This is a genomic window from Pandoraea pneumonica (genome assembly GCF_049918595.1).
Taxonomy (GTDB): domain Bacteria; phylum Pseudomonadota; class Gammaproteobacteria; order Burkholderiales; family Burkholderiaceae; genus Pandoraea; species Pandoraea pneumonica_A.
The window spans coordinates 1,045,055-1,067,777 of the sequence record NZ_JBNCRZ010000002.1; the positions used below are offsets into that span (position 1 = coordinate 1,045,055).

Genomic DNA, 22,723 nt, shown 5'->3' on the forward strand with positions numbered 1-22,723 from the left:
GCCCGCCGAACCCGGAGGAGGGTGACGAGCGCGACGGTTGACGCGCCAATATTGGCCCTCTAGCGTGACGACTGACATGGCGCGATGGCGCCTGCCGAACCACAGGAATTTCCGCTCGTGAACCGCACTGAATTGCTGGCGCGCGAGGGCTGCCTAACGGTGATCCGTCAGCCCGCCACACCCGTCAAGCCCGCCCCCGGTCAACCCGGCAGCCATTCGACGTTCGTGGCCGCCGTGCCCGAAGTGTTCGTCGCCGTGCTCGACGACGGCCGCATTCTCGCTTTCAACGGTCACGTCGATCTGGGCACGGGCATCCGCACCTCGCTGGCTCAGATCGTGGCCGAGGAACTCGACGTGGCGGCTGCGCAGGTCGAGATGCAGCTCGGCCACACCGACGCGACGCCCAATCAAGGGCCAACCATCGCGAGCGCCACCATTCAGATTTCCGCGATTCCGCTGCGTTGTGCCGCTGCGCAGGCACGTCATGCGCTTATCGAGTTGGCCAGCCGTCGTTTCGGCATTCCCGCCGAGCGTCTGCACTGCGACGGTGCCCGCATTTCCGGCGAGACCGCAGCCGGCGCCGAGTGCAGCGCATCGTTCGCGGAACTCGTGCAAGGCGAGCGCCTCGCTCTCACACTTGATTTGCAGACGCCCGTTAAAGATCCGGCGACCTATCGCGTTGTCGGCAAATCGTCGCGGCGCGTCGACTTGCCTGCGAAGGCGAGCGGGCAACTCACTTTTGTGCACGACATGCGCGTGCCGGGCATGTTGCACGGCCGCGTGGTGCGCCCACCCTATAGCGGCATCGACACCGGCGCGTTCGTGGGGACTTCGCTGCTCGGTGTCGACGAAGCTTCCATCGCGCATCTGCCAGGCATCAGGGCAGTTGTCGTGATTGGCGACTTTGTCGGCGTTGTTGCGTTGCGCGAAGAACAGGCGATTCGCGCCGCGCGCGAGCTGCGCGTGACGTGGAAGGCGCTGCCGCCGCTGCCCGCGATGGATAACCCGGCGGCAGCGATTGCGTCGGCACCGGCAAAGCGGCGCCCGCTGCTGGATGAGGGGGATGTCGATGCGGTGTTCGCCCGCGACGACGTCGTGACCCTCGAGCGCACGTACGTCTGGCCGTACCAGATGCACGGTTCCATCGGACCGTCATGTGCGCTCGCGGAGTATCGCGCTGCTGGCGACGGGCGAATTACCGTTTGGTCGGGCACGCAGAACCCCGTGTCGTTGCGCTATGACCTGGCGCAGTTAATCGGCCGCGACGAGTCGGATATCGATGTCGTGCGCATGGAGGCCGCGGGTTGTTATGGCCGCAATTGCGCGGACGACGTGTGTGGCGACGCGCTCCTGCTCTCGCGCGCTGTCGGCGCGCCGGTGCGAGTGCAGCTGTCGCGCGCCGACGAACACCTTTGGGAGCCAAAGGGGACGGGGCAGGTGGTCAACGTGCGGGGTGCAGCAACGCGCGGCGGTGAGTTGCTCGCTTACGATTTCGCCGCCCGTTACCCTTCCAACGACGCGCCGATTCTGGCGTCCTTGCTCACGGGCGTTGTGCCACCGGTTGGCGGGGTCTTCGAAATGGGAGACCGCACGGCAGTATCGCCCTATGAAAGTGCGAATCGCCGCTTCGTTTGCGACGACATGGCGCCGCTGGTGCGCGCCTCGTGGTTCCGAGGCGTATCTGCACTCCCCAATTCGTTTGCCCATGATTCATTCGCCGACGAGATGGCGGCGGCCACAGGTGTCGACCCCTTGCAGTTCAAGTTGCAACACCTGAAGGGCGCGCGTGCGATTGAGCTGCTGAATGCCGTCGCAACGCGGGCGGGCTGGACGCCAAGGTCACAAGATTCGTCGCGCTGGGACGCGCCGCAACGCTACGTGCGCGGACGCGGCGTGTCCTATGCGCGCTATGTTCACAGTCGATTCCCGGGGTTTGGTGCGGCATGGTCGGCATGGATTGCCGACGTGCTGGTCGATCGCGTCACCGGTGAGGTGAAGGTCGAGCGCGTAACCGTCGGGCAGGACACCGGCACGATGATTAATCCCGACGGCGTACGCCATCAATTGCATGGCAATGTCGTGCAAGTGCTGAGCCGCTCGCTCAAGGAGCGCGTGCGTTTCGTCGATGGCCGGGTGGCGAGTCGCGAGTGGGGCGGCTATCCGATCCTGACGTTCGCCGAATTGCCAGCGCTGGATGTCGTGCTCATGCCCCGTCAGGGTGAGCCGCCGATGGGGGCTGGCGAATCGGCCTCGGTGCCTGGCCCAGCGGCACTGGCCAACGCGATTTACGACGCGACGGGCGTGCGCATTGTCGCGCCGCCGTTCACCCCGGAGACGGTGCGCGCGGCGTTGGCGCAAGCGGGGCGGCTATTGCAGCCTCAGTCGCCTGCAACCACACAAGCGTGAGCGCACGGCGCCGGGTGCGCCAATCTCACTCCGCGGCTTCGGCATCCATCATCTTGCGCAGCAGGAAAAGCAGCGCAACGCGCTCGCCCGGGTTCAGGGTGCCGTAAGTGCGCTCGGTCACTTCTTTGGCAAACGGCACGGTGCGATTGATGAGCGCGAGACCGTCCTCGGTCGCCTGCACGAGCAGCTTGCGGCCATCGTTGGGGTCGGCATTGACCTCGATCAGCTTGCGCGCCTTCAGGCGCTCCACAACACCCCGAATGGTTGCCTGATCGATCGCCGTCGTCTTGACGATGTCGTTGAGCGAGCACGACTGCTTTTCCTTGACCGTGCACAGCGCGACAAATTGCGCTGCTGTCAGATCCGAATCGGGAATGGCATCTTGAAAAATGGCGACGTGACGCTGATAGGCGCGTCGTAGCAAATGGCCGATCTGGTCGTGGAAGTCGTAAGAGTCTTTGCGCGACGTCATGAGGCGATGCCCTGATGGAAGTGGGTGAAGTGTACACCCGATAAACGTGAAGACCGGCACGCCAATACACGGCGATTGACGCGTATTTGCGCCACATCAAACGGGTGACGTCGCTGCAAATACGCGCCGCGCCATCGGGGTGCATGCCGAGCAACATGGCACCAAACCCGGGACGTCATGCACGGCCGTGTGGCGAAAGCGATATTTTATAACGTACACATTAATTTTCCGATCGAAAAATGCGCGATGATCGAGTCACGTTCTGTGCGCTGAAAATCCTCTGGCCTGCGTCTTTATGCCTTTATTTACATGGGTTTTATCATGGTGCGGCGCAGCTGAGTGCAAACCCCTAGGCGATGGCATGAACATTGCGTTGCAATGATAATTTGAGTGTCTACAATGTATTTTGCGTGAGCAAGATGCGCGCAAAGTCCGACGAACCTTTTGCAAGTTTGACCCGGAGCTGAAGATGACGAATCTGTTCAAGCGCGCTTGCCTGACGTTGGGCGCTGCGGCCATGTTGCTACCCGCGGCGCGCGCGGTTCACGCCGAAGAAATTTCGGTCACGCAGTGGGGAAATAGTCTGTACGGGCTACCTTACGCCGTCGCGATGGACAAGGGCCTGTTCAAAAAGGCCGGTGTCGATATCACCGGCATCCTCAGTTCGGGCGGCGGCGGCACCACGGTGCGCAACATTCTCGCCAGCAAAACCCCGTATGGCGAAGTCGCGGTATCGGCAGCGCTCGCGGCGGCACGGCAGGGGATGGACGTCGTGATCGTCAATGTCGGTACGCGCAGCGTGGCCGAAGCGTCGATGGTCACCATGCCCAACAGCAATGTGAAGTCGATCGACGATCTGGTGGGTAAAAAAGTGGCGATCACGTCGCCTAAGAGCGTGTCGGAAATGCTGTTTCTGATGGCACTGCGTGACAAAGGCATCGATCAATCCAAGGTCACGCGCGTGGCTTCAGGCGGCTACGTCAACGGCATGACGATGTTGGAACAAGGCGCCGTCGCCGGTGCTGTCGCAATCGAGCCGCTGTCGATCGTGCGCAAAGACAAATATCGCGTGGTCTATCGGGCGGGCGATTTGCTGCATCCGATGACGACGTCCGTGGGCATCACGACGCGCGAATTCGCGAAGTCGCATCCGGACGTTCTGCGCGCGATTATCGCGGGCCGCCGCGCCGGGGTCGAGGCGACTTACGCTGATCCGGCGGGTGCCGCAAAGATTCTCGAAACCAGTTTCAAGCTCACACCTGCCGTGGCGAAAGAAGCTGTCGACAACATGGTGCGCTCGCACATGTGGAGCACGGGCGAGTTCGATCGCGCCGAGCTCGATCGTATGGTCGACGGGCTCAAGCTCGTCGGCGAAATCAAGGACAACGTCGATTGGTCGAAGCTGGTCGACAAGGACTTCCTGCCCGCCGATCTGAAGACCAAGGGGACGCTATGAACCTGCCGTACGGGAATACCATGCTGCACATCGTCGAAGGATCGGCCGCACGCGCACCGGTCGCGATCGCAGCGGCACAGCCCGAGCCACATGCAGTGCTCACCGGCGTGACGCGCTACTTCAACAAGCCCGGCGAGCGGGAGTTGTTTCACGCGCTCGGCCCCATCGATCTGACGTTGTTAAAAGGCGAGTTCTTCTCCGTGGTCGGCCCGTCGGGCTGCGGCAAATCGACCTTGCTCGATGCGCTGGCCGGACTCGCCAAGCCCAGTAGCGGCACCGTGACGTTCGAGGGACGCGAGATCAAAGGTGTGCCGGATGGCGTGGGCGTCGTGTTTCAGGAAGACGCCTCGTTCCCGTGGCTGACGGTGCGCGACAACATCTCGTTCGGCTTGCGCATGGCCGGTGTCGATGGCGCGGAGGTCAAGCGTCGCGTCGACTATGCGATGGGCTTCATGGGTCTGCGCGATTTCGCGAATGCCTATCCGGCACAACTCTCGGGCGGCATGCGTCAGCGTGTGTGCATCGCGCGCACGTTGGTGATTCAGCCCCGTCTGATCCTGCTCGACGAACCGTTCGGCGCACTCGACCAGCAAACGCGCCTGTTGATGGGCGATGAGTTGCTGCGTCTGTGGCGGGAGACGTCGGCCACTGTGCTGTTGATTACCCACGCGCTCGACGAAGCCGCGATGTTGTCGGACCGCGTCGGCGTAATGTCGTCACGCCCGGGGTTGTTCATCGATATCGTCGAGACCGGCTGGGAACGCGATCGCGATAGTCAAGTCGTGTCGACGCCGCGCTTTGGTGAGATTACGTCGCGTTTGTGGGAAAAACTCCGCATCGAGTCGCTCAAGGTGATGGGCGCCGATGGCGCGGTGCATTGATCCATTGGCCGCAGGGAGTCGAGATGAACCTACGAATGATCAAGCGGGAAACTGCGTGGCGCAGCGGTGTGGTGATTGGCTTCGTGCTGCTCATCGAAGTGCTTTGCCGTGCGGGGGCAATCCCCGTGTCTGTGATGATCGCCCCCAGCGCGATGGCAGCGCATGCCATCGAGATACTGCGCGAAGGGCGCTTCATGCACGATATCGCGACGAGTTTCGTCAATATCGTGGCGGCGTCGATTGTGGCCGTTGTGCTCGGCTTTGTGCTCGGCCTAGCGATACATGTGGTGCCGAGCGTGCGCCGTGCGGTCGAACCGATCATGGCGAGCTATTACGCCGTGCCGACCTTCATCTTCTATCCGGTGTTTATCGTGTTGTTCGGGGTGGGCTCGCTACCGATCATCGCCATTGCGGTCATGCTGGCCGTGGTGACGATGATTACCGCGACGCTGACCGGCCTCGATCGCATTCCGCGCTCGCTGACCAAAACGGCAAGTGTGATGCGGCTCTCGCCATGGCAGTCGGCGTTGCGCGTCAAACTACCGGCGGCACTGCCTTACCTGTTCAGCGGCGTAAAGCTGTCGGTCGCGTACGCGTTCATCGGTGTGATTGCGTCCGAGTTCATCCTGTCAGGCTCGGGCATCGGGTACGCCATCGGCTATGCGTACAACAACTTCCAAAACGACGACATGTATGCGTTGATGCTAATGGTGCTCGTCGCCGTCACGCTCATCAACGTGGTGCTCAACCGCCTCGACACGCGCTTTCAGGCGCGGCGTCAACGCTAAGCGCAGAACGGAGAATTCGCATGAAGAAGCTGATCGGACCGTTAGGCGTCGTGCTTGTAGTGGTGCTGGCGTGGGAGGCGTTGCATCTGGCCGTGGGGAGCGCGTCGTTAAGCTCGCCGGCACAGACCGTCGCCGAGTTGTGGCAGATGTTGGGCACCGCCGAATTCTGGGACAACGTGGCCGAGACCGGCCGTGCATTGATCTACGCGCTGGTGATCGCAGTGGCGGGCGGCATCGTGCTGGGGGTGTTGCTGGGCATCTACCGGATGGCGGGCACCGTGGCCGAACCGTTGCTCGTCAATCTCTACTCGCTGCCCAAGGTCACGTTGTATCCGCTGGTGCTGCTGATCTTCGGGCTGGGGTTGTCGGCAAAGGTCGCGTTCGGCGTGATGCACGGCTTGATCCCCATCCTCGTGTTCACGATGAATGCGATTCGCCAGATGAAGCCCGTCTATCTGCGTGCGGCGCACACCATGCGCATGCCGTTTCGGCAAATTGTCTGGCGCATCGTGTTGCCTGCCATCTTCCCGGAGATTGTGGCAGGCATGCGGTTGGGTTTCTCGCTCACGCTGCTGGGCGTGTTGATCGGCGAGATGTTTGCGTCGCAGAAGGGGCTGGGCTACCTGCTGACGAATGCGATGAATCTCGGCGACATTGGCACGATCATGTCGGTCGCACTGTTCCTCACGTTATTCGCCCTGACGTGCAACGGCCTGCTCATGGCCGCCGACAGGCGTCTGAAGCACCGTTAAGGCTAGTTGCTGATTGCGGGCAGCACAGGGTAGGGCTGCTCCGCTATCGGCGCCGGTTGCGCACAAGCGCGGCGCTCGTGCATGTATTGCCCGGGCGGCGCGCCAAACGCCTTCTTGAACATCACGATGAACGCTGCGGTCGATTCGTAGCCGAGCGCGAGCGCCACCTGCTGGACACTCACCCCCGCCGACAAGTCGCGCAATGCGACCACCAGTTGAAGCTGCTGACGCCAACGGCCAAAGCTAAGCCCGGTTTCCTTCATGACCAGACGATCGAACGTGCGCTCGCTCATGGCGACGGCTTTCGCCCAATCGGAGCGCGAGCGTCGGTCGGACGGATTCTCGATCAACGCATTGCACACATGGCGCAGCTTCGGATGCGATGACAACGGCAATGTGTGGTGCTCTGCTGGCGCGCCGGACAACTGATCGAGCAGCACCTGACAAAACTGCGCGTAACGCGTCGCGTCGGGGAATGCATCGCCGTGATCGGCCAGATGAATCACCATCTCGCGCACCACCGGGCTGACCGATAGCAGGGACGGGTGGGAGGGCAGCACCAAGGCGTCGGGTTCGACAAATAGAAAAATAATCTGGGCGTCAACGCTGGCATGGTTGCTGTGCGGCAAGTTGCCTGGAATCCAGACACCGGCATGGGGAAGCACCATCAGCAGCGCATTCGATACGCGGCACGTCACGCTGCCGCGCAAGGCGAACACCAGTTGTCCCTTCCGGTGTTGGTGAACAGGTTGCTCGTCTTCAGCACCGACGACGTTGACGCGCAACGCAACGGTCTGACTGGCAACGTCGGGATCGAACTGCACGTACGACCCGCTTAACGACTTCGTGAATGACATGGGCGGATTCTCGGGGACATGCGTAGTGATTTATCTACAGTCAACGACCCGTGTCAACGAATCAAAATACGGTTAAACCCTAGGCATCAGGCGTCATCTATGCCGCAGAAACGGGCAAATTGGATCGAACTCACGGTTGGCGGTTTTTGATAATCGATTGGCGAACTTGAAGAACGACAAGCAAAAATTGGTTCGCAATACTGGCGCCACGCTGATCAGGAGACTCAGCGAAACACGCACCAGCATCCAAACGAGAACGACATCATGAACGCCCCAACCGAAATGAAAGTTGTCCCGATCACCGCCCTCGACGGCTGCCAGGACCCCGTGCTCTTGAACGAATGGCACGTCGTCGGTTACGCCGACGAATTCAAGGCGGGCACCATTTATCCGACGCGCCTGCTCGAGCGCGACCTGATCGTCTGGCGCAGTGAATCCGGCGAGGTTCACGTCTGGGAAGACCTTTGCATTCACCGCGGCGCCCGTTTATCCAAAGGGTGGATCGCCAACGACCACGTGGTGTGTCCGTACCACGGCTGGGAATACGACTGCACCGGCAAGTGCACCCGCATGCCTGCCGCACCGGACGAAACGCCGATGAAAAAAGCACGCGCCTTCCCGTACTCGGCACAGGAGAAGTTCGGCTTCGTGTGGGTGTGCCTCGGCGAACCGCAGTCGGACATTCCCGACTTCCCCGTGTGGCACAGCGACCAGTACATGAAGGTGCACTCTGGCCCGTATGTCTATAACGGCAACGGCTATCGCGCGATCGAAAACTTCATCGACGCGTCGCACTTTCCGTTTGTCCACGCAGGCTTCAACGGTGTGAAGGAGAACGCCGACCGGCTCGAACCCTACACGGTGGACGAAGTGGAAACCGGCTTGCGGTCATCGGAAGTGCGGGTTTTTCAGCCGATCGGCGACGCTACGGGGCATCCGCTCGTGGCCTATTACACGTACCACGCATTCAGCCCCCTGATCGCTTACTTCAGCAAGCGCACACAACGCTCGGACGACAAGGGCAACCCCATCACCGACCATTCGGACACGTTCGGCACGCTGTTCACCGTTCAGATGGTCGATGCGACACACTGCATCGTGCGTGTGTGTGCGGGACTCAACGTGTCGCCCGCACCGGACCCCGAAGCCGTGCGCGCGCGAGCCGACATCATCTTCAATCAGGACAAGGACATCGTCGAGACGCAGCGGCCCGAGCGCATCCCGACCGAGTTGCGCTACGAACTTCACCATCGCACGGACCTTATGGGGCAACGCTACCGCATGTGGCTGCGCAACAAGGGGATTTCGTATGGCGTCATCTAAAACCACCGCCGACATCGCGGTACGTCTCGATGGCGTGAGCTTCGGCGCGACTGGCATCAATCTGTACCGCTTTTGCTCGCTCGACGGCTCTGCGTTGCCTGCGTTTGAACCCGGGGCGCATATCGATGTGCAGATCTCGACGGCCCATCGGCGGCAGTACTCGTTGATCTGGCCCGCACCGTCGGCGGATAGCTACGTCGTCGCGGTACAAGTTGCCGAGGCAGGGCGGGGTGGCTCGAAGGCGCTGCACTACGAAAGCGTGGTGGGATCGACGCTGCATATCTCGGCGCCGCGGAATCACTTTCCGTTGCAACCGGGTGCCGAGCGTTACGCATTGTTCGCGGGCGGTATCGGCATCACGCCAATCGTTTCGATGTACCGGTATCTGAAGCAGGCAGGCAAACGTGTCGATCTGTATTACTGGTCGGCGAATCCGAACCGAACGCTGTTTCACAAGGCGCTCGCCAACGACCCGTGTGTGCACCTGATGTTTGAGACCAGCCCCGGTCAGCCGCAGACGATGATTTCTGACGTCATCCGCAGCCTGCCTGCCCAGGCGCATCTTTATTGCTGCGGCCCAGCAAGGATGCTCGACGAGTTCGACGCCATGTCGGTGTCGCGTACCGAAGGCTCGACACACCGGGAACGATTCAGTGCACCGGTGGAGACATTGCCGCGCGGCGTCTTCAAGGCTTATTTGAAGAAGTCGAACAAAGTGCTGACGGTGGGCGTGGACGAGACACTTTTGCAAGCCTGTCTGGCGAGCGGCGTAGATGCTGCCTACTCGTGCGAAGAAGGCGTATGTGGCGCCTGCGAGGTGGCAGTTCTCGAAGGAAAGGTGGATCACCGCGACAGCATTCTGACGCCGTCGGAACGAGAGGCGGGCCGAAAAATGATGATTTGTTGCTCGCGAGCCAAGGACGAATCGGTCGTATTGGACCTTTGACGCAACCGGACACACCGGCGCGCAGCAAACCATACAAAGAAACAGGTGGCTACGGGGTGAGCGGGATAGCTTCGCCTATAGGTAGTACACCGAATTAAGGAGCAACCATGAAAGTCGGAATTATTGGCGGTGGTATCGGTGGCGCGGCGCTTGCGCTTGCCCTGAAGCAACAGGGCATCGACGCCCATATCTTCGAGCGCGCACCCGCGTTCGGTGAAATCGGGGCTGGGGTGCAAATGACACCTAACGCCGTCAAAGTCCTCGAGGCACTTGGACTGGGCGAGGAGTTGCAGAAGGTTGGCTTCCTGCCCGAGGCCATGGTCGGGCGCAACTGGGAGGATGCGCGGCAGTTGTTCCGCACGCCGCTCAAAGCCGTCTGCCCGAAGCTATTTGACGCGAACTTCTATCACGTTCACCGTGCCGACCTGCTCAGCATCCTCTGTGAAGGTATCGACGCGAGCAAAGTCACTTTCAACGCCGCCTGTAACGGCGTCGAGCATCGCAACGGCAAAGCCGTGGCGTCGTTCGCCGACGGCTCAACCTTCGAAGCGGACCTGATTGTCGGGGCCGACGGTATTCACTCGGTCGTGCGCAACAGCCTTTGGGGCAAGACGCCGGCCAGCTTCACCGGACATATGTGCTGGCGCGCGCTCGTGCCGGTCGAGCAGCATCCGCTGCCATTTGTCAGCCCGGACGCCTCGTTCTGGATGGGCCCGAAATCCCACATCGTGACTTATTACGTCAAGGGCGGTGCGGCAGTCAACATCGTCGCCGTTGCCGAGAGCGACAAATGGGTTGCGGAATCTTGGACCGAGCCCAGCTCACGCGAGGAACTGCTTGCCGCGTTCACGGGGTGGCACAGCGACATCGTCGATCTGTTCCGAATGACCGACTCTGCGACCACGTTCAAGTGGGGCCTCTTCGACCGCGACCCCATGACGCAGTGGTCGAAGGGGGCGGTAACGCTGCTCGGCGACGCCGCGCACCCGATGTTGCCGTTCCTCTCGCAGGGCGCCGCGATGGCCATCGAAGACGGTTACGTGCTCGCACAGGCACTCGCCCATTTCGACGATTTGCAGGAAGCCTTGTCTGCCTACGAGGAGGAGCGACGTCCCCGTACGGCGCGCGTGCAGCTCGAAGCCCGTGAGCGGGGCCGCACCTATCACCTGGCGACACCGGAAGAACTCGAAAAGCGCGACCGCGAAATGCAGGAGCAGCAGAAGGCCAACCCGAACGCGGTCGGCATCAAGGCCGAGTGGGTCTACGAATACGACGCCCGTCGTTGCGTCGACCGTTTCCGTCAACCGGCCTGACTAGCGATAGCGCGCCAATTCAAAAGATCACAAGGGAGTCAGGGCATGACCAAGCATTATCGAATCGGGCAAATCGTCCCCAGCTCGAACACGACGATGGAGACGGAAATTCCGCAGATGCTGCTCGCGCGGCAGTCGATCCGTCCGGAGCGCTTCACGTTTCATTCCGCCCGCATGCGGATGAAGAAGGTCGTCAAGGAAGAGCTGGCGGCCATGGATGCGGAATCGGATCGCTGCGCGACCGAGTTGAGCGACGCACGTGTCGATGTCCTCGGCTATGCGTGTCTGGTGGCGATCATGGCGATGGGGCACGGCTATCACCGAGTGTCGCAAGAGCGCTTGCGTGCCCGAACGGTGGATAACGGGGGCGCAGCACCGGTCATCACCAGCGCCGGTGCGCTCGTCGATGCGCTGGGGGTCATCGGTGCCAAACGCATCGTCGTCGTCGCGCCGTATATGAAGCCGCTCACGGAACTCGTCGTCGATTACATCCGCAACGAGGGCTACGAGGTGATCGACTACCGCGCACTCGAAATTCCGGACAACCTCGATGTGGGTCGGCACGACCCGGAGAAGCTGCCGGAGATCGTCAAATCGCTGAACTACCGGGAGGCCGATGCGATTGTGCTATCGGCTTGCGTGCAAATGCCGTCGCTGCCTGCCATTGCGAAAGTGGAAGCCATGACCGGCAAGCCGGTGATTACGGCTGCGGTCGCGACGACCTACGCCATGCTCAAAAGGCTTGAGCTCGAGGCCGTCGTTCCCGGTGCCGGAGCGCTGCTCTCCGGCGCCTATTGATCGAACGGATTCGCGAGGGACTTATGCAATCCACTTATCGATACGGCGGTCACGTTCACGCGAATGGCATCCGTCAGCATTACTTGCGCTTTGGTGACCGAGAGCGGCTCGATAGCCAACTCGACCCGGTAATCATCGTGCCGGGCATCACCAGCCCTGCCGCGACTTGGGGCTTCGTCGGCGAACGCTTTGGCGCAACGTTCGACACCTATGTGCTCGACGTGCGCGGAAGAGGGCTGTCGTCGTCGGCCGACGATCTGGACTACAGCCTCGATGCGCAAGCGGCCGATCTGATCGCCTTCGCTGCGGCACTGAACCTTGAGCGCTACAGCGTTGTGGGCCACTCGATGGGCGCGCGTATCGGCATCCGCGCTGCATCCAAGCACCTCGCAGGACTGAAGCGTCTCGTGATGGTCGATCCGCCCGTGTCAGGCCCGGGCCGACGTGCTTATCCGGCACAACTGCCGTGGTATGTGGACTCGATCCGACAGTCGCAGCTCGGCATGACGGGTGACGAGATGCGAGCGTTCTGCCCATCGTGGACGCCGGCGCAGCTTCAACTGCGCGCGCAGTGGTTGCCGACGTGCAACGAAATTGCCATCCGCGCGAGCTTCGACGGCTTTCACACCGACGATGTGCACATCGACCTGCCGAGGCTGGACCTCCCGACATTGCTCATGACCGCCGAGCGCGGCGACGTCGTGCGTGATGACGACGTCACGGAGATGCGGCAGGCGATGCCACGCCTTGACCACGTGCGTGTCGCAGGCGCCGGTCACATGATTCCGTGGGACAACGAGACGGGCTTCTACGCGGCCTTCGGCGACTTCCTCGGTGCATCGCTCGACGCACCTACCGATCGGCATCTCAACTCGATGGCGTACGGAGGTTCTCATGCCCGTCAGTGACTATCAGATGGTGGACGCGTGGACGAAAGTCCTCAAGCTTTCAAAGTTGGAAGCCGGGCAGACCGTCACGATTCTGACCAGCGCTGCGACGCACCCGCAGACGCTTTCGACGGCATTGATTGCAACGCAGTCCATGGGCGCCATCGTCAACCGCCTCGATCTGCCGCCGGTCAATGCCGAGAAGTCGCTCAGTCGCGACCAACTGGCCTACCTCGGCACGACACCGCTGACCGGCAACAGCGCGGCCATTGCGGCGCTCAAGGAAAGCGATTTGGTGCTGGACTTGATGACGTTGCTGTTCTCGCCGGAGCAGCTCGACATTCTCAAGTCGGGCACGAAGATCCTGCTCGCGGTGGAGCCGCCCGAAGTGCTCACGCGGCTGGTGCCGAGCGAAAAGGACAGAACGCGGGTACTTGCGGCGCGCGCTCGCATCGCCGAAGCCAGGGAAATGCACATCGTCTCGGTGGCGGGCACCGACTTTCGCTGTCCGTTGGGTGAGTTCGAACCTATCGCCGAATACGGCTATGTCGACGAGCCCGGGCGCTGGGACCACTGGCCGAGCGGCTTCGCGCTGACGTTCCCCAACGACGGCCAAGCGTCCGGGCGCATCGTGATCGATCGGGGCGACATTCTCCTGCCTCAGAAATCGTATGTCACCGACCCGATTGAGCTAACGGTGGAAGGCGGCTATGCGATCGACATTTCCGGCGGTGTCGACGCCCAACTGCTCGCTAACTACATGGCCACGTTCGAAGACCCCGAGGCGTACGCGATCTCGCACATCGGCTGGGGCCTGCAACCCCGGGCGCGCTGGTCGACGCTGGGGCTGTACGACCGGGAAGCCACCATCGGCATGGACGCGCGGGCGTTCGAGGGCAATTTCCTGTTCTCGCTCGGCCCTAACAACGAAGCCGGGGGCAGCCGCACGACCGCCTGTCACATCGATATTCCGCTGCGAAATTGCGACGTCTATCTGGACGGCGTCGCCGTCGTCAAGCGTGGTGTCGTCACTGACTATTTGGGGGCTAAGCATGACCGATGACCTTGAGACGTACCGGCGCCAAAGCTTCGGCAATGCGCTCACACCTGTTGCGCCGTTCGGTCTGTTGATCGTGGACTTCGTGAACGGCTTCGCCGATCCGGCAGTCTTTGGCGGCGGCAACATCCCCGACGCCATCGAGCGCACCGTGCCTTTCCTCGCGCATGCCCGTGACATGAAATGGCCGGTGGCCCATACCCGCATCGTGTTTGCCGATAACGACGCAGATGCCAATGTCTTCACGCTGAAAGTGCCGGGCATGCTCAAGTTGAAAGAGCACGACCCGAGCAGCGCCATCGTCCCGGCGTTGACGCCGCAGGCCGGTGAGCTCGTCGTGCGCAAGACGGTGCCGTCGGCGTTCTTCGGCACCGGGCTTGCCGCCTGGCTGACACAGCATGGCGTGCGCACGCTGTTTGTTGCGGGGGCGGTCACCAGCGGATGCGTCCGCGCGAGTGTCGTCGACGCGATGCAGTACGGATTCCGGCCGGTCGTGTTGTCCGATTGTGTCGGCGACCGTGCCATCGGCCCTCATGACGCCAACCTGTTCGATATGGCACAGAAGTACGCCGCAGTGGTCACGCGCGATGAGGCTTTCTCTATGACCGAGAGGAGGCAAGCGCAAGCGTAGTCGTATCTCTAATTAGAAGTCGTTCGGCACCTACGAAACGACGCCCCGGGTTGACAAAGTTTTGGAGATTTTCATGAGTTCGACTTCCGCAACGACGGATGCCGTTGAGATCCGTGGAGCATCACTGCGCAGGAACGATGTAAAGACGCTTGCGCTAGCGTCCTTAGGCGGCGCGCTGGAGTACTACGACTTTATCGTCGCTGTTTTCTTTACCAAACTGCTTGCCACCGTTTTCTTTCCACCGCAGACGCCGGAATGGCTGGCGCAACTTGAGCTGTTCTGTATCTTCGCGGCGGGGTATCTGGTCCGGCCGATTGGCGGTATTTTCTTCGCGCACTTCGGCGATCGGATCGGGCGTAAGAAGATGTTTGCCCTGAGCCTGTTCCTGATGGCCGCCCCCACGCTGCTGATCGGTCTGCTGCCGAGCTACGCCACGGTGGGTATGGCCGCGCCGTTATTGTTCTTGTTGTGCCGCGTGCTACAAGGGCTTTCGGTCGGCGGGGAAGTGCCGGGCGCTTGGATTTTCTGCGCGGAACACGTCAAGCGGGATCGGGTCGGGCTTGCATGCGGGTTGCTGATGGGGGGCCTGTGTCTGGGCATTCTGCTCGGCGCACTGAGTGCGAAGTACTTGATGGGTAACTTCGCCGCCGAGGACCTGAAGAGCTGGGGCTGGCGCATGCCGTTCATTGCCGGTGGCGTGTTCGGTCTGGTGTCGGTCTACCTGCGTCGCTATCTGCACGAAACGCCGGTGTTCGAGGCACTGCGCGCGAAGCGTGTCGCCGATGCACGGTTGCCGCTCGCGGTCGTGCTGACGCAGCATCGCCGTGCGGTGGTGTATTCGATGCTCGCCACGTGGGTGTTCTCCGGCATCTTCGTCATCTACTTTCTCTACACGCCGACATTCCTTCAGACGCAATTCCATCTGGCACCCAACGTGGTGTTCGCCAATAACTCTTGGTCGATCTTCGGCCTCATTCTCGGCAGCATCGTAGCTGGGTGGGCGGCGGATCGCATTGGCGGCGGGCGGGCTTACACGATTGGCTGCGTGGCGATGTTTATCGTGTGCGGCGCGTTCTATCTGGGGTTGCAGCGTGACGGCACGCCCATCTGGTCGCTCTATATCGCAGGCGGCTTCCTGATCGGCACGATTACGCTGGGACCGTACATCATCATCAAGAGCTTCCCGCCGAGCGTTCGATTCACGGGCTTCGCCCTGTCGTACAACACGGCCTATGCGGTGTTTGGCGGAACGGCACCTGCGATCGCGTCGTTTCTGGTCGGCAAGCAAGGCATCACCATGGCACCGGCTTGGTATGTCGCCGGGTTGTGTGTATTGGGTGCTGTCATCGGCCTGGTGTGGCGCGCACCGCCCGAAGACGCGCTGGAGTAACTAGCACGCACAGTGTTGCCGTCCTCGGTGGCCAGCCACTACCGCCAACGAGGACGGTCAACGAGGTGATCGATCTCGCCGCAAAACGTCCAGTCTTTGCCGTCCCTTGCCATGTCCACACAAAACGTCGTAACCCTCGCGCCCGGGCGTGCCTTTGCGTTGTATTTCACGCTGGCGCTGGTGGCGGCCAGTTTTTCGGCGACAGGCCCGGTCGCGATCATTATTTCTGCCGCGCAGCAAGCCGGGTTGAACGGACATCAAACCTCGTCGTGGATTTTCTCGGCGCTCGGTGTCAATGGCCTCGCCAGTTTGTTGATTAGTTGGAGGACACGGCAGCCGCTCGTCTTTCTCTGGACGATTCCCGGGACGGTGCTAGCCGCCCCCGTCATTGCGCATTACGGTCTTGGGGCAGCCATCGGCGTCTATCTCGCATGTGCGGCGGTGCTCGTGCTACTGGCACTCACGAACGCAATTGCGTTGCTGGACAAGTGGGTGCCGATGCCGATCGTCATGGCGATGATTGCCGGACTCTTCATGCGCTATGCCATCGCTATCGTGACGCAGAGCGTTGCCGCACCGGCCGTCGGTGCCGCGATGGTGCTCGCGTTTTTCGGTCTGCTGTGGTTGAACCAGTTTCGCAACATGTGGGTGCCGCCGATCATCGGGGCCGCCGTGGCAGGTGCCATCGCGCTCGCGGTCACGGGCTTTCACTGGCCGTCGTCGAGTATCGACAGCTGGTTTGCCACGCCGCAGTTGAGCGCTCCCGTGTGGAATGGCAGCGCCATGTCGGAGCTGCTGGTGCCTATGCTCGTGACCATTCTGTTCGTGCAGAACGCCCAAGGCATTGCTGTGGGCCGCTCGGCGGGGTATCCGGTGTCTACGCGTCTCGTCACCTACAGCAGCGCCATCATGACGTGTCTCACCGCACCGTTTGGCGGCTGCCCGTCGGTGCTCGCCGGCCCGTGCAATGCGGTTTTGGTTTCCGACGGGCCAGCAGGGCGGCATTGGATCGGTGCCGTGACGGCAAGCGTCTTGTTTGTGGGGATCGGGTTGCTGTCGTCGGCTTATGCCAGCCTACTCACGAGTCTGCCGATGGCGTTCACCGCGATCCTCGCTGGGCTGTCGATGCTCGGCGTGATTCAGAAATCGCTCGTGACCGCCTTCACGTCCGATGTGTCGCTCAGCGCACTGGCAACGCTCGTCGTCACGCTAAGCGATGTCACCGTCTTTGGCATCGGCAGCGCCTTCTGGGGCATTGTGATCGGGTGCGTTCTCGCATTGCGGCTCAAGTAGCTCGGTGCATCAACCCGGCGCAGCGCTCCAGATGCGCTTGCGATTGAGCAACAGGGGAATGGCGCCGACGGCAATGCCGCCCATCCCGACGACGTTGGTGACCCAATCGAACGTCGGGATGCTGTACAGCGCAATGAAGAACAAGAAGACGCCGCTGGCGACCGGCCAGAGCACGTGCGTGAGCGCCACCCACGGCCCCTGCGTTAGCACCTTGCGGTAGTACCAGCCACACGCGAATCCGGTCAGCCCGAGGTAAAAGCAGATTTGGAAGCCAATCGCGGTGATCGAATCCTGAAGAATGACGTTGATGGTCGGCAGGTACGACGACATCAGCAACAACACCAGCCCGGTGATCCAGATGAAGAAGATTGCCACGTGTGGCGTGCGCCAAACCGGATGCAAGCGCGCATAGCGGTGGTGCAGGGCGCCGTCGCGGCTCTTGGCAAACAGCGTGCGCGTGAATTGCAGCATCTGCGTCTCGACCGTGCCGACAGTGCTCAGCAATACCGCAATGATCGCGACGTAACCCCACGTCGGACCGAATAGCTTCTCGGCGATCGCGAAGATGATATTCGTGTTGTAGTGCTGGATCTCGGCATCCGACAGCCCGAGCAGCGCAATCACGATGAACACCAGAAAGAACACCATCAGAAACACCATCGACCAGAACGCCGCACGGCCCGGGGTGCGATTGGCGTCCCGCGTCTCCTCGCTGAGGTTCATGGTCACATCCCAGCCGTAAAAGAAGAAGATCGCCACTAACGCACCGTTGGCAAACAGCTTCGGCGTGAATGAGAAAGGCCAGAACCACTCCCACGAGAACGCGTGCTGCGCCGCGTGCGGGAAGATGAAGAAGCTGGCCACGATGATGACCAGCAAGATCACGCCCTCGACGATCGTCATCAGCACCTGCACGTAGCTCGTGAGCTTGATCCCCTTGACCACCACCACGCTGACCACCGTGAGCCACGCAGCAGCGATGAGCGTCACGTAGTGCACGTTATTCATGAGCGGCCGGTCGAAAATGAGCAGCGTGGCATTCGCTGCCGGAATCATGGCGGACACCATGAAGACACAGCAAAGCACCAGCAGTGCCCAACCCGCAAAGAAGCCGAGCGCCCGCCCGAAGACCATGCTTACCCACGAATAAGACGTACCGGCGCTGGCCAGCGCGCGATTCATATTGATAAACGCGTACGCGATACCGAACATGATGAGCCCGCACACCAGAATGCTCGCGGGCGAGAGCGTCCCCGCGGTGCCGATGATGGTGGAGGTGGTGATTTCGATGCTATAGGCGGGCGCCGTCCCGGCGATGCCCATGATGATCGATTCGACGATGCCCAGCGAGTCGGCGTTGAGCTTGGCGGGTTGATCCATGGGCGTACACCTTGCGGTTGACGTCGGTGGATCGACTTTTACTCCGCGCCGGATCAACAGACAAGTCTCGTTGTCCCGTTGCTGTCGATTTCTCCAAATTTCAATCAGAAAGCAATTTCACCGAAAATAGGTCAATAATTTCATGTAGGTGAAATCTCTAATATCGATGTGGATTTCGGCTGCCCAGAATGCAGACTCAGATCATTGCAATGTCTCGCCCTGGAAGGTCGCATATGTCTACCACCGAAATTGGCTGTTACACCGCACGGCAACCCCGCAAGGGCAACCGGACCCGTGATGTCATCGCGGCGAACTTTGGCACCTTCTTCGAGTGGTTCGATTTGCTGGTGTACGCGATGTTCGCGATCACCATCTCCAAGCTGTTCTTCCCGCAGGGCGACCCGCAATCGGCGCTGCTGTTCAGCCTGATGACGTTCGCCAGCTCCTTCCTGATCCGGCCAGTCGGTGCCGTGGTGCTGGGCATCATGGCCGACAAGGTGGGCCGCCGCACCACGTTGAGTTTCGCGGCCATGCTGATGCTCGCCGGGACGGTGCTCATCGCCGTGTCGCCGACGTATGACGTGATTGGCGTCTGGGCACCGGTCATTCTGGTCACCGGCCGTTTGTTGCAAGGCTTCTCGGTCGGCGGCGAGTTCGGCACCGCCAACTCGTACCTGACGGAGCAGAGCGCCTCGCGCAAGGCGTTCTTCGCAAGTCTTCAGTTCTCGGCGTCAGGCCTGGCGGTGCTCGCGGCGTCGTTGTTCGCGTATTGCCTGAACCATTTCCTGACGCAAGACCAGATCAATTCCTGGGGCTGGCGCGTGCCGTTCCTGTTTGGCTGCCTGATCGGGCCGGTCGGTCTGTACATCCGCTCGAAGATCGAAGAGACCGCCGATTTCGAGCAGGTCAAACGCACGGGAGCTACGGTGCAGAACCCGCTGGCCGAGACGTTCAAGTCGCACAAGCGCTTCGTGATGATCGGTGCGGTGGTCGCGGCGGCCGGGGTGGTGGCGAGCTTCCTGAACCTCTACATGCCGACGTTTGCGATCAACAATCTCGGCCTGACCAAAGACGACGCCTTCATCGCCTCGATTTGCAGTGGCGTGGTCTGCACGATCGTCCCGATGATCGGGGGCATTACCGCCGACCGGCTGGGGACCGTCAAGGTCATGCGCACGGCACTCATCCTCGGGGTGATTCTGGTATTTCCGCTGTTCCAGATGCTCACCCGTTCGCCGTCGCTGCTCACGCTGGCCGTTTTCCAGTGCACGCTGTCGCTCGTGTTCTACAGCTTCTACTACGCGCCGATCGGCTCGTTGCTCTCGCAGTTGTTCCCCACGTCGTGTCGCACCACGGGCGTGTCGATCGCCTACGTGATCGCCCAAACGTTCTTCGGCGGTATCACGCCGCTGGTCGTCGGCTTCATGGTCAAGGCGACGGGCAGCGTAATGGCCCCGGCGTATTACATCGTGATCATCGCCGCGTTCGCGCTCGTCGGGCTGTACGCCAGCCGCAAGCATGTGACGTGACCATCTGACCACCGGACGCGAGGCTTGCTTCGCGCCTGTGCCGATCACCGTTCCCGCCCGACCGGCCCATCAGGGCCGTCGGGCTTTTTGACCTTGGCAGCACGCACCGCATCGATGGGGCGTGTCACGTCCACCGTATGCAGAAATTGCAATGACCCCGCTTATTGATGTCATTGTCTGCAAGCCAGTGCTGCGCCAAGATGAATTCACCGCCCGGGAGACATCCCGCGGCCGCGCCCTCTGGAGTTCACGATGAACATTCGACAACTGGAAGCCTTTCGCGCCACCGTTTTGGCCGGTACCGTCAACGGTGCTGCGGAAATGCTCGAGACGTCGCAATCGACCGTCAGCCGGTTGATCGGGCAACTGGAGCGCTCGCTCGCGCTACCGCTGTTCGACCGGGCGAACGGCCGTCTGGTCGCCACACCGGAGGGGCAGTTGATCTTCGAGCAGGCCGAGCATGCGTTTCGCTCCTACGAACGCATCCGCGAGTTGGCCACAGATGTGAAGCAAAACCGCGTCGGGCATATCGCCATCTCGTGCATGCCCGCGTTGGGGTTGAGCTTCCTGCCGGGGGTCATCAAGGCGTTTTGCGAGAAGCACCCCGGTGTACATATCTCGCTGGAAATTCAGTCGTCGACACGCGTAGAGGACTGGATTGCGGCGCAGCAGACGGACTTCGGCCTGGCCGAACTGCCGTTCTCGCGTACCGATCTGGCGGTCGACGAATTCTGCCGCGTGCCGTATTACGCCATCGTGCCGCCCGGGCATGCGCTGGCGGCCAAGCGCGAGTTGCAACCGAAAGATATCGACGGTCTGCCGTTCATCTCGATGACCAGCGTCTGTCAGGTGCGGCATCACGTCGACCAGTTCTTCGACGCGCACGGCGTGCGTCGCGTGACGTCGCTGGAGACCTCCTATCTGCAAGCGGTCAGCGAGTTCGTCCATCTGGGCATGGGCGTCGCGCTCGCCGATCCGTTCACGGTGCACGCCAACCTCGATCGCGTGGTGGCGCGTCCAATGCGGCCCAGTCTCGATTTCGGCGTGGGCTTGCTGTACCCGCGCCGCCGTCCGCTCTCGAAGGTGTGCCGCACCTTCCTCGCCTTCATGCGCGAATCCCGCGACCGGTGTTTCGCCGAAGTCGCGGCGCGCTGCGGTGTTTAGCCACCGCGCTGAACGCTGCCTCCGTCCCTCCGTCAGCCCTTGAAGAGACACCCCATGACGACTGATCGCAAAATGAAACTCGGCTTGTCGATGCGCTACCTCGGCTATCACGTGGCCGCGTGGCGTCACCCCGACGTGCCCGCCGCTGGCGCACTCGACTATCGCTACTTCCTCGCCAACGCGCAGAAGGCCGAGGCGGCCAAGTTCGACATGATCTTCTTCGCCGACGGGCTGGGCATCCGCGCGGAAGACAACCCGCGTGGCGCGCTGGCGCGCGACATGCGCAATGCCGAACTGGAGCCGCTCACGCTGCTGGCGGCCATTGCCGCGCACACGTCCCATATCGGCCTGATTGCCACGGCGTCGACGACTTACAACGAGCCATTCCATGTCGCGCGCAAGTACGCGTCGATCGATCACATCAGCGGCGGACGGGCAGGCTGGAACGTGGTGACGTCATGGTCGAACGAGGAAGCCCGCAACTTTGGCCGGGATGAACATCTGGGCTACGAAGAGCGCTATGAACGCGCCGACGAGTTTGTCGAAGTGGTCAAATCGCTTTGGCAAAGCTGGGAGGACGACGCATTCGTGCGCGACAAGGCGAGCGGCATGTTCTACGACGAAGCCAAACTGCACGTGCCGAATCACGCGGGCAAGCACTTTCAGGTGCGCGGCCCACTCAACTCGGCACGCACGCCGCAGGGGCGGCCGCTCATTGTGCAGGCGGGCGCATCGGAAGCCGGGCGCGCATTGGCGGCACGCGAAGCCGATCTCGTCTACAGCAACTCGCACAACCTTGAGCACGCGCAAGCGTACTACCGCGATCTGAAAGGGCGGCTCGCTGCGCATGGCCGCGCGCCTGACGATTTATTGATCATGCCCGGCATCACGCCATTCGTCGGGCGCACCCGGCAGGAAGCGCAGGACAAGTTTGACCAGTTGCAGGAACTAATCGACCCGATCAGTGGGCTGGCCAGCCTGTACAACGCCTTGGGCGATTTGTCGGGTTATCCCGTCGACGGCCCTGTGCCGCACGTGGAACCCAGCCGCAATATCCGCAGCATTGCCGAGAACCTGCTCGCGATGGCGCGCGAGGAAAACCTGACGATCCGCCAGCTATATCAGCGCGTGGCAGCCACGTACACGGTGCGCATGGTCATCGGTACGCCGACCGATATCGCCGATCAGATGGAGGAATGGTTCCGCAACGAGGGCGCCGACGGTTTCAATATTTGCCCGGCCACACTGCCGCACGGCATCGACGATATGGCAGAACTGGTCGTACCCGAACTGCGCCGCCGCGGACTCTTCCGTACCGAGTACGAAGGCACCACGCTTCGCGCGAACCTCGGGCTGAAGCCGCTGACCTACCGGCAGGGCTGAGACCGGAATGCCTTCCG

20 protein-coding genes are annotated in these 22,723 nt (G+C 61.7%); 17 read left to right on the top strand and 3 right to left on the bottom strand.

From position 1 onward, the window contains the following. Positions 1 to 117: 117 nt before the first annotated feature. Positions 118 to 2,406 (top strand): molybdopterin cofactor-binding domain-containing protein, encoded by a 2,289-nt coding sequence (locus ACPWR9_RS11190; RefSeq protein WP_426296880.1) that lies wholly within the window; start codon positions 118 to 120, stop codon positions 2,404 to 2,406. 25 nt (positions 2,407 to 2,431) lie between these two features. Here the strand turns inward: ACPWR9_RS11190 and ACPWR9_RS11195 are convergent, their stop codons facing one another. Further along, the gene (locus tag ACPWR9_RS11195; protein ID WP_426296879.1) at positions 2,432 to 2,878 is read right to left on the bottom strand and encodes a MarR family winged helix-turn-helix transcriptional regulator; all 447 of its coding nucleotides are present in this window, start codon (positions 2,876 to 2,878) and stop codon (positions 2,432 to 2,434) included. A gap of 469 nt (positions 2,879 to 3,347) precedes the next feature. On the opposite strand from ACPWR9_RS11195, the gene ACPWR9_RS11200 reads away from it, so the two are divergent. From ACPWR9_RS11200 to ACPWR9_RS11215, 4 genes are read left to right on the top strand one after another with little or no spacing between them, the layout of a single operon-like run. Then, the gene (locus ACPWR9_RS11200) at positions 3,348 to 4,334 is read left to right on the top strand and encodes an ABC transporter substrate-binding protein (RefSeq protein ID WP_426296878.1); all 987 of its coding nucleotides are present in this window, start codon (positions 3,348 to 3,350) and stop codon (positions 4,332 to 4,334) included. Beyond that, positions 4,331 to 5,215, top strand: a complete 885-nt coding sequence (locus tag ACPWR9_RS11205) for an ABC transporter ATP-binding protein (RefSeq protein ID WP_426296877.1) — start codon at positions 4,331 to 4,333, stop codon at positions 5,213 to 5,215. Before ACPWR9_RS11200 ends, ACPWR9_RS11205 begins: the two co-directional genes overlap by 4 nt. Before the next feature lie 23 nt (positions 5,216 to 5,238). Beyond that, positions 5,239 to 6,003, top strand: a complete 765-nt coding sequence (locus tag ACPWR9_RS11210) for an ABC transporter permease (protein WP_426296876.1) — start codon at positions 5,239 to 5,241, stop codon at positions 6,001 to 6,003. 20 nt (positions 6,004 to 6,023) lie between these two features. Beyond that, a complete protein-coding gene (locus ACPWR9_RS11215; protein WP_426296875.1) occupies positions 6,024 to 6,755 on the top strand; it encodes an ABC transporter permease in 732 nt (243 codons plus the stop codon). A gap of 2 nt (positions 6,756 to 6,757) precedes the next feature. On the opposite strand, the gene ACPWR9_RS11220 is transcribed toward ACPWR9_RS11215, so the two are convergent. Next, positions 6,758 to 7,612 carry an AraC family transcriptional regulator gene (locus ACPWR9_RS11220; protein ID WP_426296874.1) on the bottom strand — a complete coding sequence of 285 codons (855 nt, stop codon included), beginning with the start codon at positions 7,610 to 7,612 and terminating at the stop codon, positions 6,758 to 6,760. Between the two features lie 264 nt (positions 7,613 to 7,876). Here ACPWR9_RS11220 and ACPWR9_RS11225 point away from each other — a divergent pair, with 264 nt between their 5' ends. The 9 genes from ACPWR9_RS11225 (at position 7,877) to ACPWR9_RS11265 (ending at position 17,250) form a co-directional block, all read left to right on the top strand. Beyond that, positions 7,877 to 8,935 carry a Rieske 2Fe-2S domain-containing protein gene (locus ACPWR9_RS11225; RefSeq protein ID WP_426296873.1) on the top strand — a complete coding sequence of 353 codons (1,059 nt, stop codon included), beginning with the start codon at positions 7,877 to 7,879 and terminating at the stop codon, positions 8,933 to 8,935. Then, positions 8,922 to 9,881 carry a PDR/VanB family oxidoreductase gene (locus tag ACPWR9_RS11230; protein WP_426296872.1) on the top strand — a complete coding sequence of 320 codons (960 nt, stop codon included), beginning with the start codon at positions 8,922 to 8,924 and terminating at the stop codon, positions 9,879 to 9,881. Before ACPWR9_RS11225 ends, ACPWR9_RS11230 begins: the two co-directional genes overlap by 14 nt. Before the next feature lie 107 nt (positions 9,882 to 9,988). Beyond that, the gene (locus ACPWR9_RS11235) at positions 9,989 to 11,194 is read left to right on the top strand and encodes an FAD-dependent monooxygenase (RefSeq protein WP_426296871.1); all 1,206 of its coding nucleotides are present in this window, start codon (positions 9,989 to 9,991) and stop codon (positions 11,192 to 11,194) included. Positions 11,195 to 11,239: 45 nt separating this feature from the next. After that, positions 11,240 to 11,992, top strand: a complete 753-nt coding sequence (locus tag ACPWR9_RS11240; protein WP_426296870.1) for a maleate cis-trans isomerase family protein — start codon at positions 11,240 to 11,242, stop codon at positions 11,990 to 11,992. Positions 11,993 to 12,015: 23 nt separating this feature from the next. After that, positions 12,016 to 12,900: an alpha/beta fold hydrolase gene (locus ACPWR9_RS11245; protein WP_426296869.1), complete on the top strand. Its 885-nt coding sequence runs from the start codon at positions 12,016 to 12,018 to the stop codon at positions 12,898 to 12,900. Beyond that, positions 12,887 to 13,942 carry a 2,5-dihydroxypyridine 5,6-dioxygenase gene (locus tag ACPWR9_RS11250; RefSeq protein ID WP_426296868.1) on the top strand — a complete coding sequence of 352 codons (1,056 nt, stop codon included), beginning with the start codon at positions 12,887 to 12,889 and terminating at the stop codon, positions 13,940 to 13,942. The genes ACPWR9_RS11245 and ACPWR9_RS11250 overlap by 14 nt, the downstream gene beginning before the upstream one ends. Then, positions 13,932 to 14,567 (top strand): isochorismatase family protein, encoded by a 636-nt coding sequence (locus ACPWR9_RS11255; protein WP_426296867.1) that lies wholly within the window; start codon positions 13,932 to 13,934, stop codon positions 14,565 to 14,567. Before ACPWR9_RS11250 ends, ACPWR9_RS11255 begins: the two co-directional genes overlap by 11 nt. Before the next feature lie 73 nt (positions 14,568 to 14,640). Next, positions 14,641 to 15,957 (top strand): MFS transporter, encoded by a 1,317-nt coding sequence (locus tag ACPWR9_RS11260; protein WP_426296866.1) that lies wholly within the window; start codon positions 14,641 to 14,643, stop codon positions 15,955 to 15,957. 111 nt (positions 15,958 to 16,068) lie between these two features. Beyond that, positions 16,069 to 17,250, top strand: a complete 1,182-nt coding sequence (locus ACPWR9_RS11265; RefSeq protein ID WP_426296865.1) for a benzoate/H(+) symporter BenE family transporter — start codon at positions 16,069 to 16,071, stop codon at positions 17,248 to 17,250. Between the two features lie 9 nt (positions 17,251 to 17,259). Here the strand turns inward: ACPWR9_RS11265 and ACPWR9_RS11270 are convergent, their stop codons facing one another. Continuing rightward, entirely contained in the window at positions 17,260 to 18,630 is a 1,371-nt protein-coding gene (locus ACPWR9_RS11270; protein ID WP_426296864.1) for an APC family permease, read from the bottom strand. Positions 18,631 to 18,863: 233 nt separating this feature from the next. On the opposite strand from ACPWR9_RS11270, the gene ACPWR9_RS11275 reads away from it, so the two are divergent. From ACPWR9_RS11275 to ACPWR9_RS11285, 3 genes are all read left to right on the top strand, one after another. Then, positions 18,864 to 20,159 carry an MFS transporter gene (locus tag ACPWR9_RS11275; protein WP_426296863.1) on the top strand — a complete coding sequence of 432 codons (1,296 nt, stop codon included), beginning with the start codon at positions 18,864 to 18,866 and terminating at the stop codon, positions 20,157 to 20,159. A 252-nt stretch (positions 20,160 to 20,411) separates the two neighbouring features. Beyond that, the gene (locus ACPWR9_RS11280) at positions 20,412 to 21,323 is read left to right on the top strand and encodes a LysR substrate-binding domain-containing protein (protein WP_426296862.1); all 912 of its coding nucleotides are present in this window, start codon (positions 20,412 to 20,414) and stop codon (positions 21,321 to 21,323) included. 54 nt (positions 21,324 to 21,377) lie between these two features. Next, positions 21,378 to 22,706: an LLM class flavin-dependent oxidoreductase gene (locus ACPWR9_RS11285; RefSeq protein WP_426296861.1), complete on the top strand. Its 1,329-nt coding sequence runs from the start codon at positions 21,378 to 21,380 to the stop codon at positions 22,704 to 22,706. The last annotated feature ends 17 nt before the right edge of the window (positions 22,707 to 22,723 follow it).

Excerpts from the sequence above, each read along its gene's own strand:
- ACPWR9_RS11195 (WP_426296879.1), bottom strand. The coding sequence starts at position 2,878 with ATGACGTCGCGCAAAGACTCTTACGACTTCCACGACCAGATCGGCCAT.
- ACPWR9_RS11200 (WP_426296878.1), top strand. The coding sequence starts at position 3,348 with ATGACGAATCTGTTCAAGCGCGCTTGCCTGACGTTGGGCGCTGCGGCC.
- ACPWR9_RS11205 (WP_426296877.1), top strand. The coding sequence starts at position 4,331 with ATGAACCTGCCGTACGGGAATACCATGCTGCACATCGTCGAAGGATCG.
- ACPWR9_RS11210 (WP_426296876.1), top strand. The coding sequence starts at position 5,239 with ATGAACCTACGAATGATCAAGCGGGAAACTGCGTGGCGCAGCGGTGTG.
- ACPWR9_RS11215 (WP_426296875.1), top strand. The coding sequence starts at position 6,024 with ATGAAGAAGCTGATCGGACCGTTAGGCGTCGTGCTTGTAGTGGTGCTG.
- ACPWR9_RS11220 (WP_426296874.1), bottom strand. The coding sequence starts at position 7,612 with ATGTCATTCACGAAGTCGTTAAGCGGGTCGTACGTGCAGTTCGATCCC.
- ACPWR9_RS11225 (WP_426296873.1), top strand. The coding sequence starts at position 7,877 with ATGAACGCCCCAACCGAAATGAAAGTTGTCCCGATCACCGCCCTCGAC.
- ACPWR9_RS11230 (WP_426296872.1), top strand. The coding sequence starts at position 8,922 with ATGGCGTCATCTAAAACCACCGCCGACATCGCGGTACGTCTCGATGGC.
- ACPWR9_RS11235 (WP_426296871.1), top strand. The coding sequence starts at position 9,989 with ATGAAAGTCGGAATTATTGGCGGTGGTATCGGTGGCGCGGCGCTTGCG.
- ACPWR9_RS11240 (WP_426296870.1), top strand. The coding sequence starts at position 11,240 with ATGACCAAGCATTATCGAATCGGGCAAATCGTCCCCAGCTCGAACACG.
- ACPWR9_RS11245 (WP_426296869.1), top strand. The coding sequence starts at position 12,016 with ATGCAATCCACTTATCGATACGGCGGTCACGTTCACGCGAATGGCATC.
- ACPWR9_RS11250 (WP_426296868.1), top strand. The coding sequence starts at position 12,887 with ATGCCCGTCAGTGACTATCAGATGGTGGACGCGTGGACGAAAGTCCTC.
- ACPWR9_RS11255 (WP_426296867.1), top strand. The coding sequence starts at position 13,932 with ATGACCGATGACCTTGAGACGTACCGGCGCCAAAGCTTCGGCAATGCG.
- ACPWR9_RS11260 (WP_426296866.1), top strand. The coding sequence starts at position 14,641 with ATGAGTTCGACTTCCGCAACGACGGATGCCGTTGAGATCCGTGGAGCA.
- ACPWR9_RS11265 (WP_426296865.1), top strand. The coding sequence starts at position 16,069 with ATGTCCACACAAAACGTCGTAACCCTCGCGCCCGGGCGTGCCTTTGCG.
- ACPWR9_RS11270 (WP_426296864.1), bottom strand. The coding sequence starts at position 18,630 with ATGGATCAACCCGCCAAGCTCAACGCCGACTCGCTGGGCATCGTCGAA.
- ACPWR9_RS11275 (WP_426296863.1), top strand. The coding sequence starts at position 18,864 with ATGTCTACCACCGAAATTGGCTGTTACACCGCACGGCAACCCCGCAAG.
- ACPWR9_RS11280 (WP_426296862.1), top strand. The coding sequence starts at position 20,412 with ATGAACATTCGACAACTGGAAGCCTTTCGCGCCACCGTTTTGGCCGGT.
- ACPWR9_RS11285 (WP_426296861.1), top strand. The coding sequence starts at position 21,378 with ATGACGACTGATCGCAAAATGAAACTCGGCTTGTCGATGCGCTACCTC.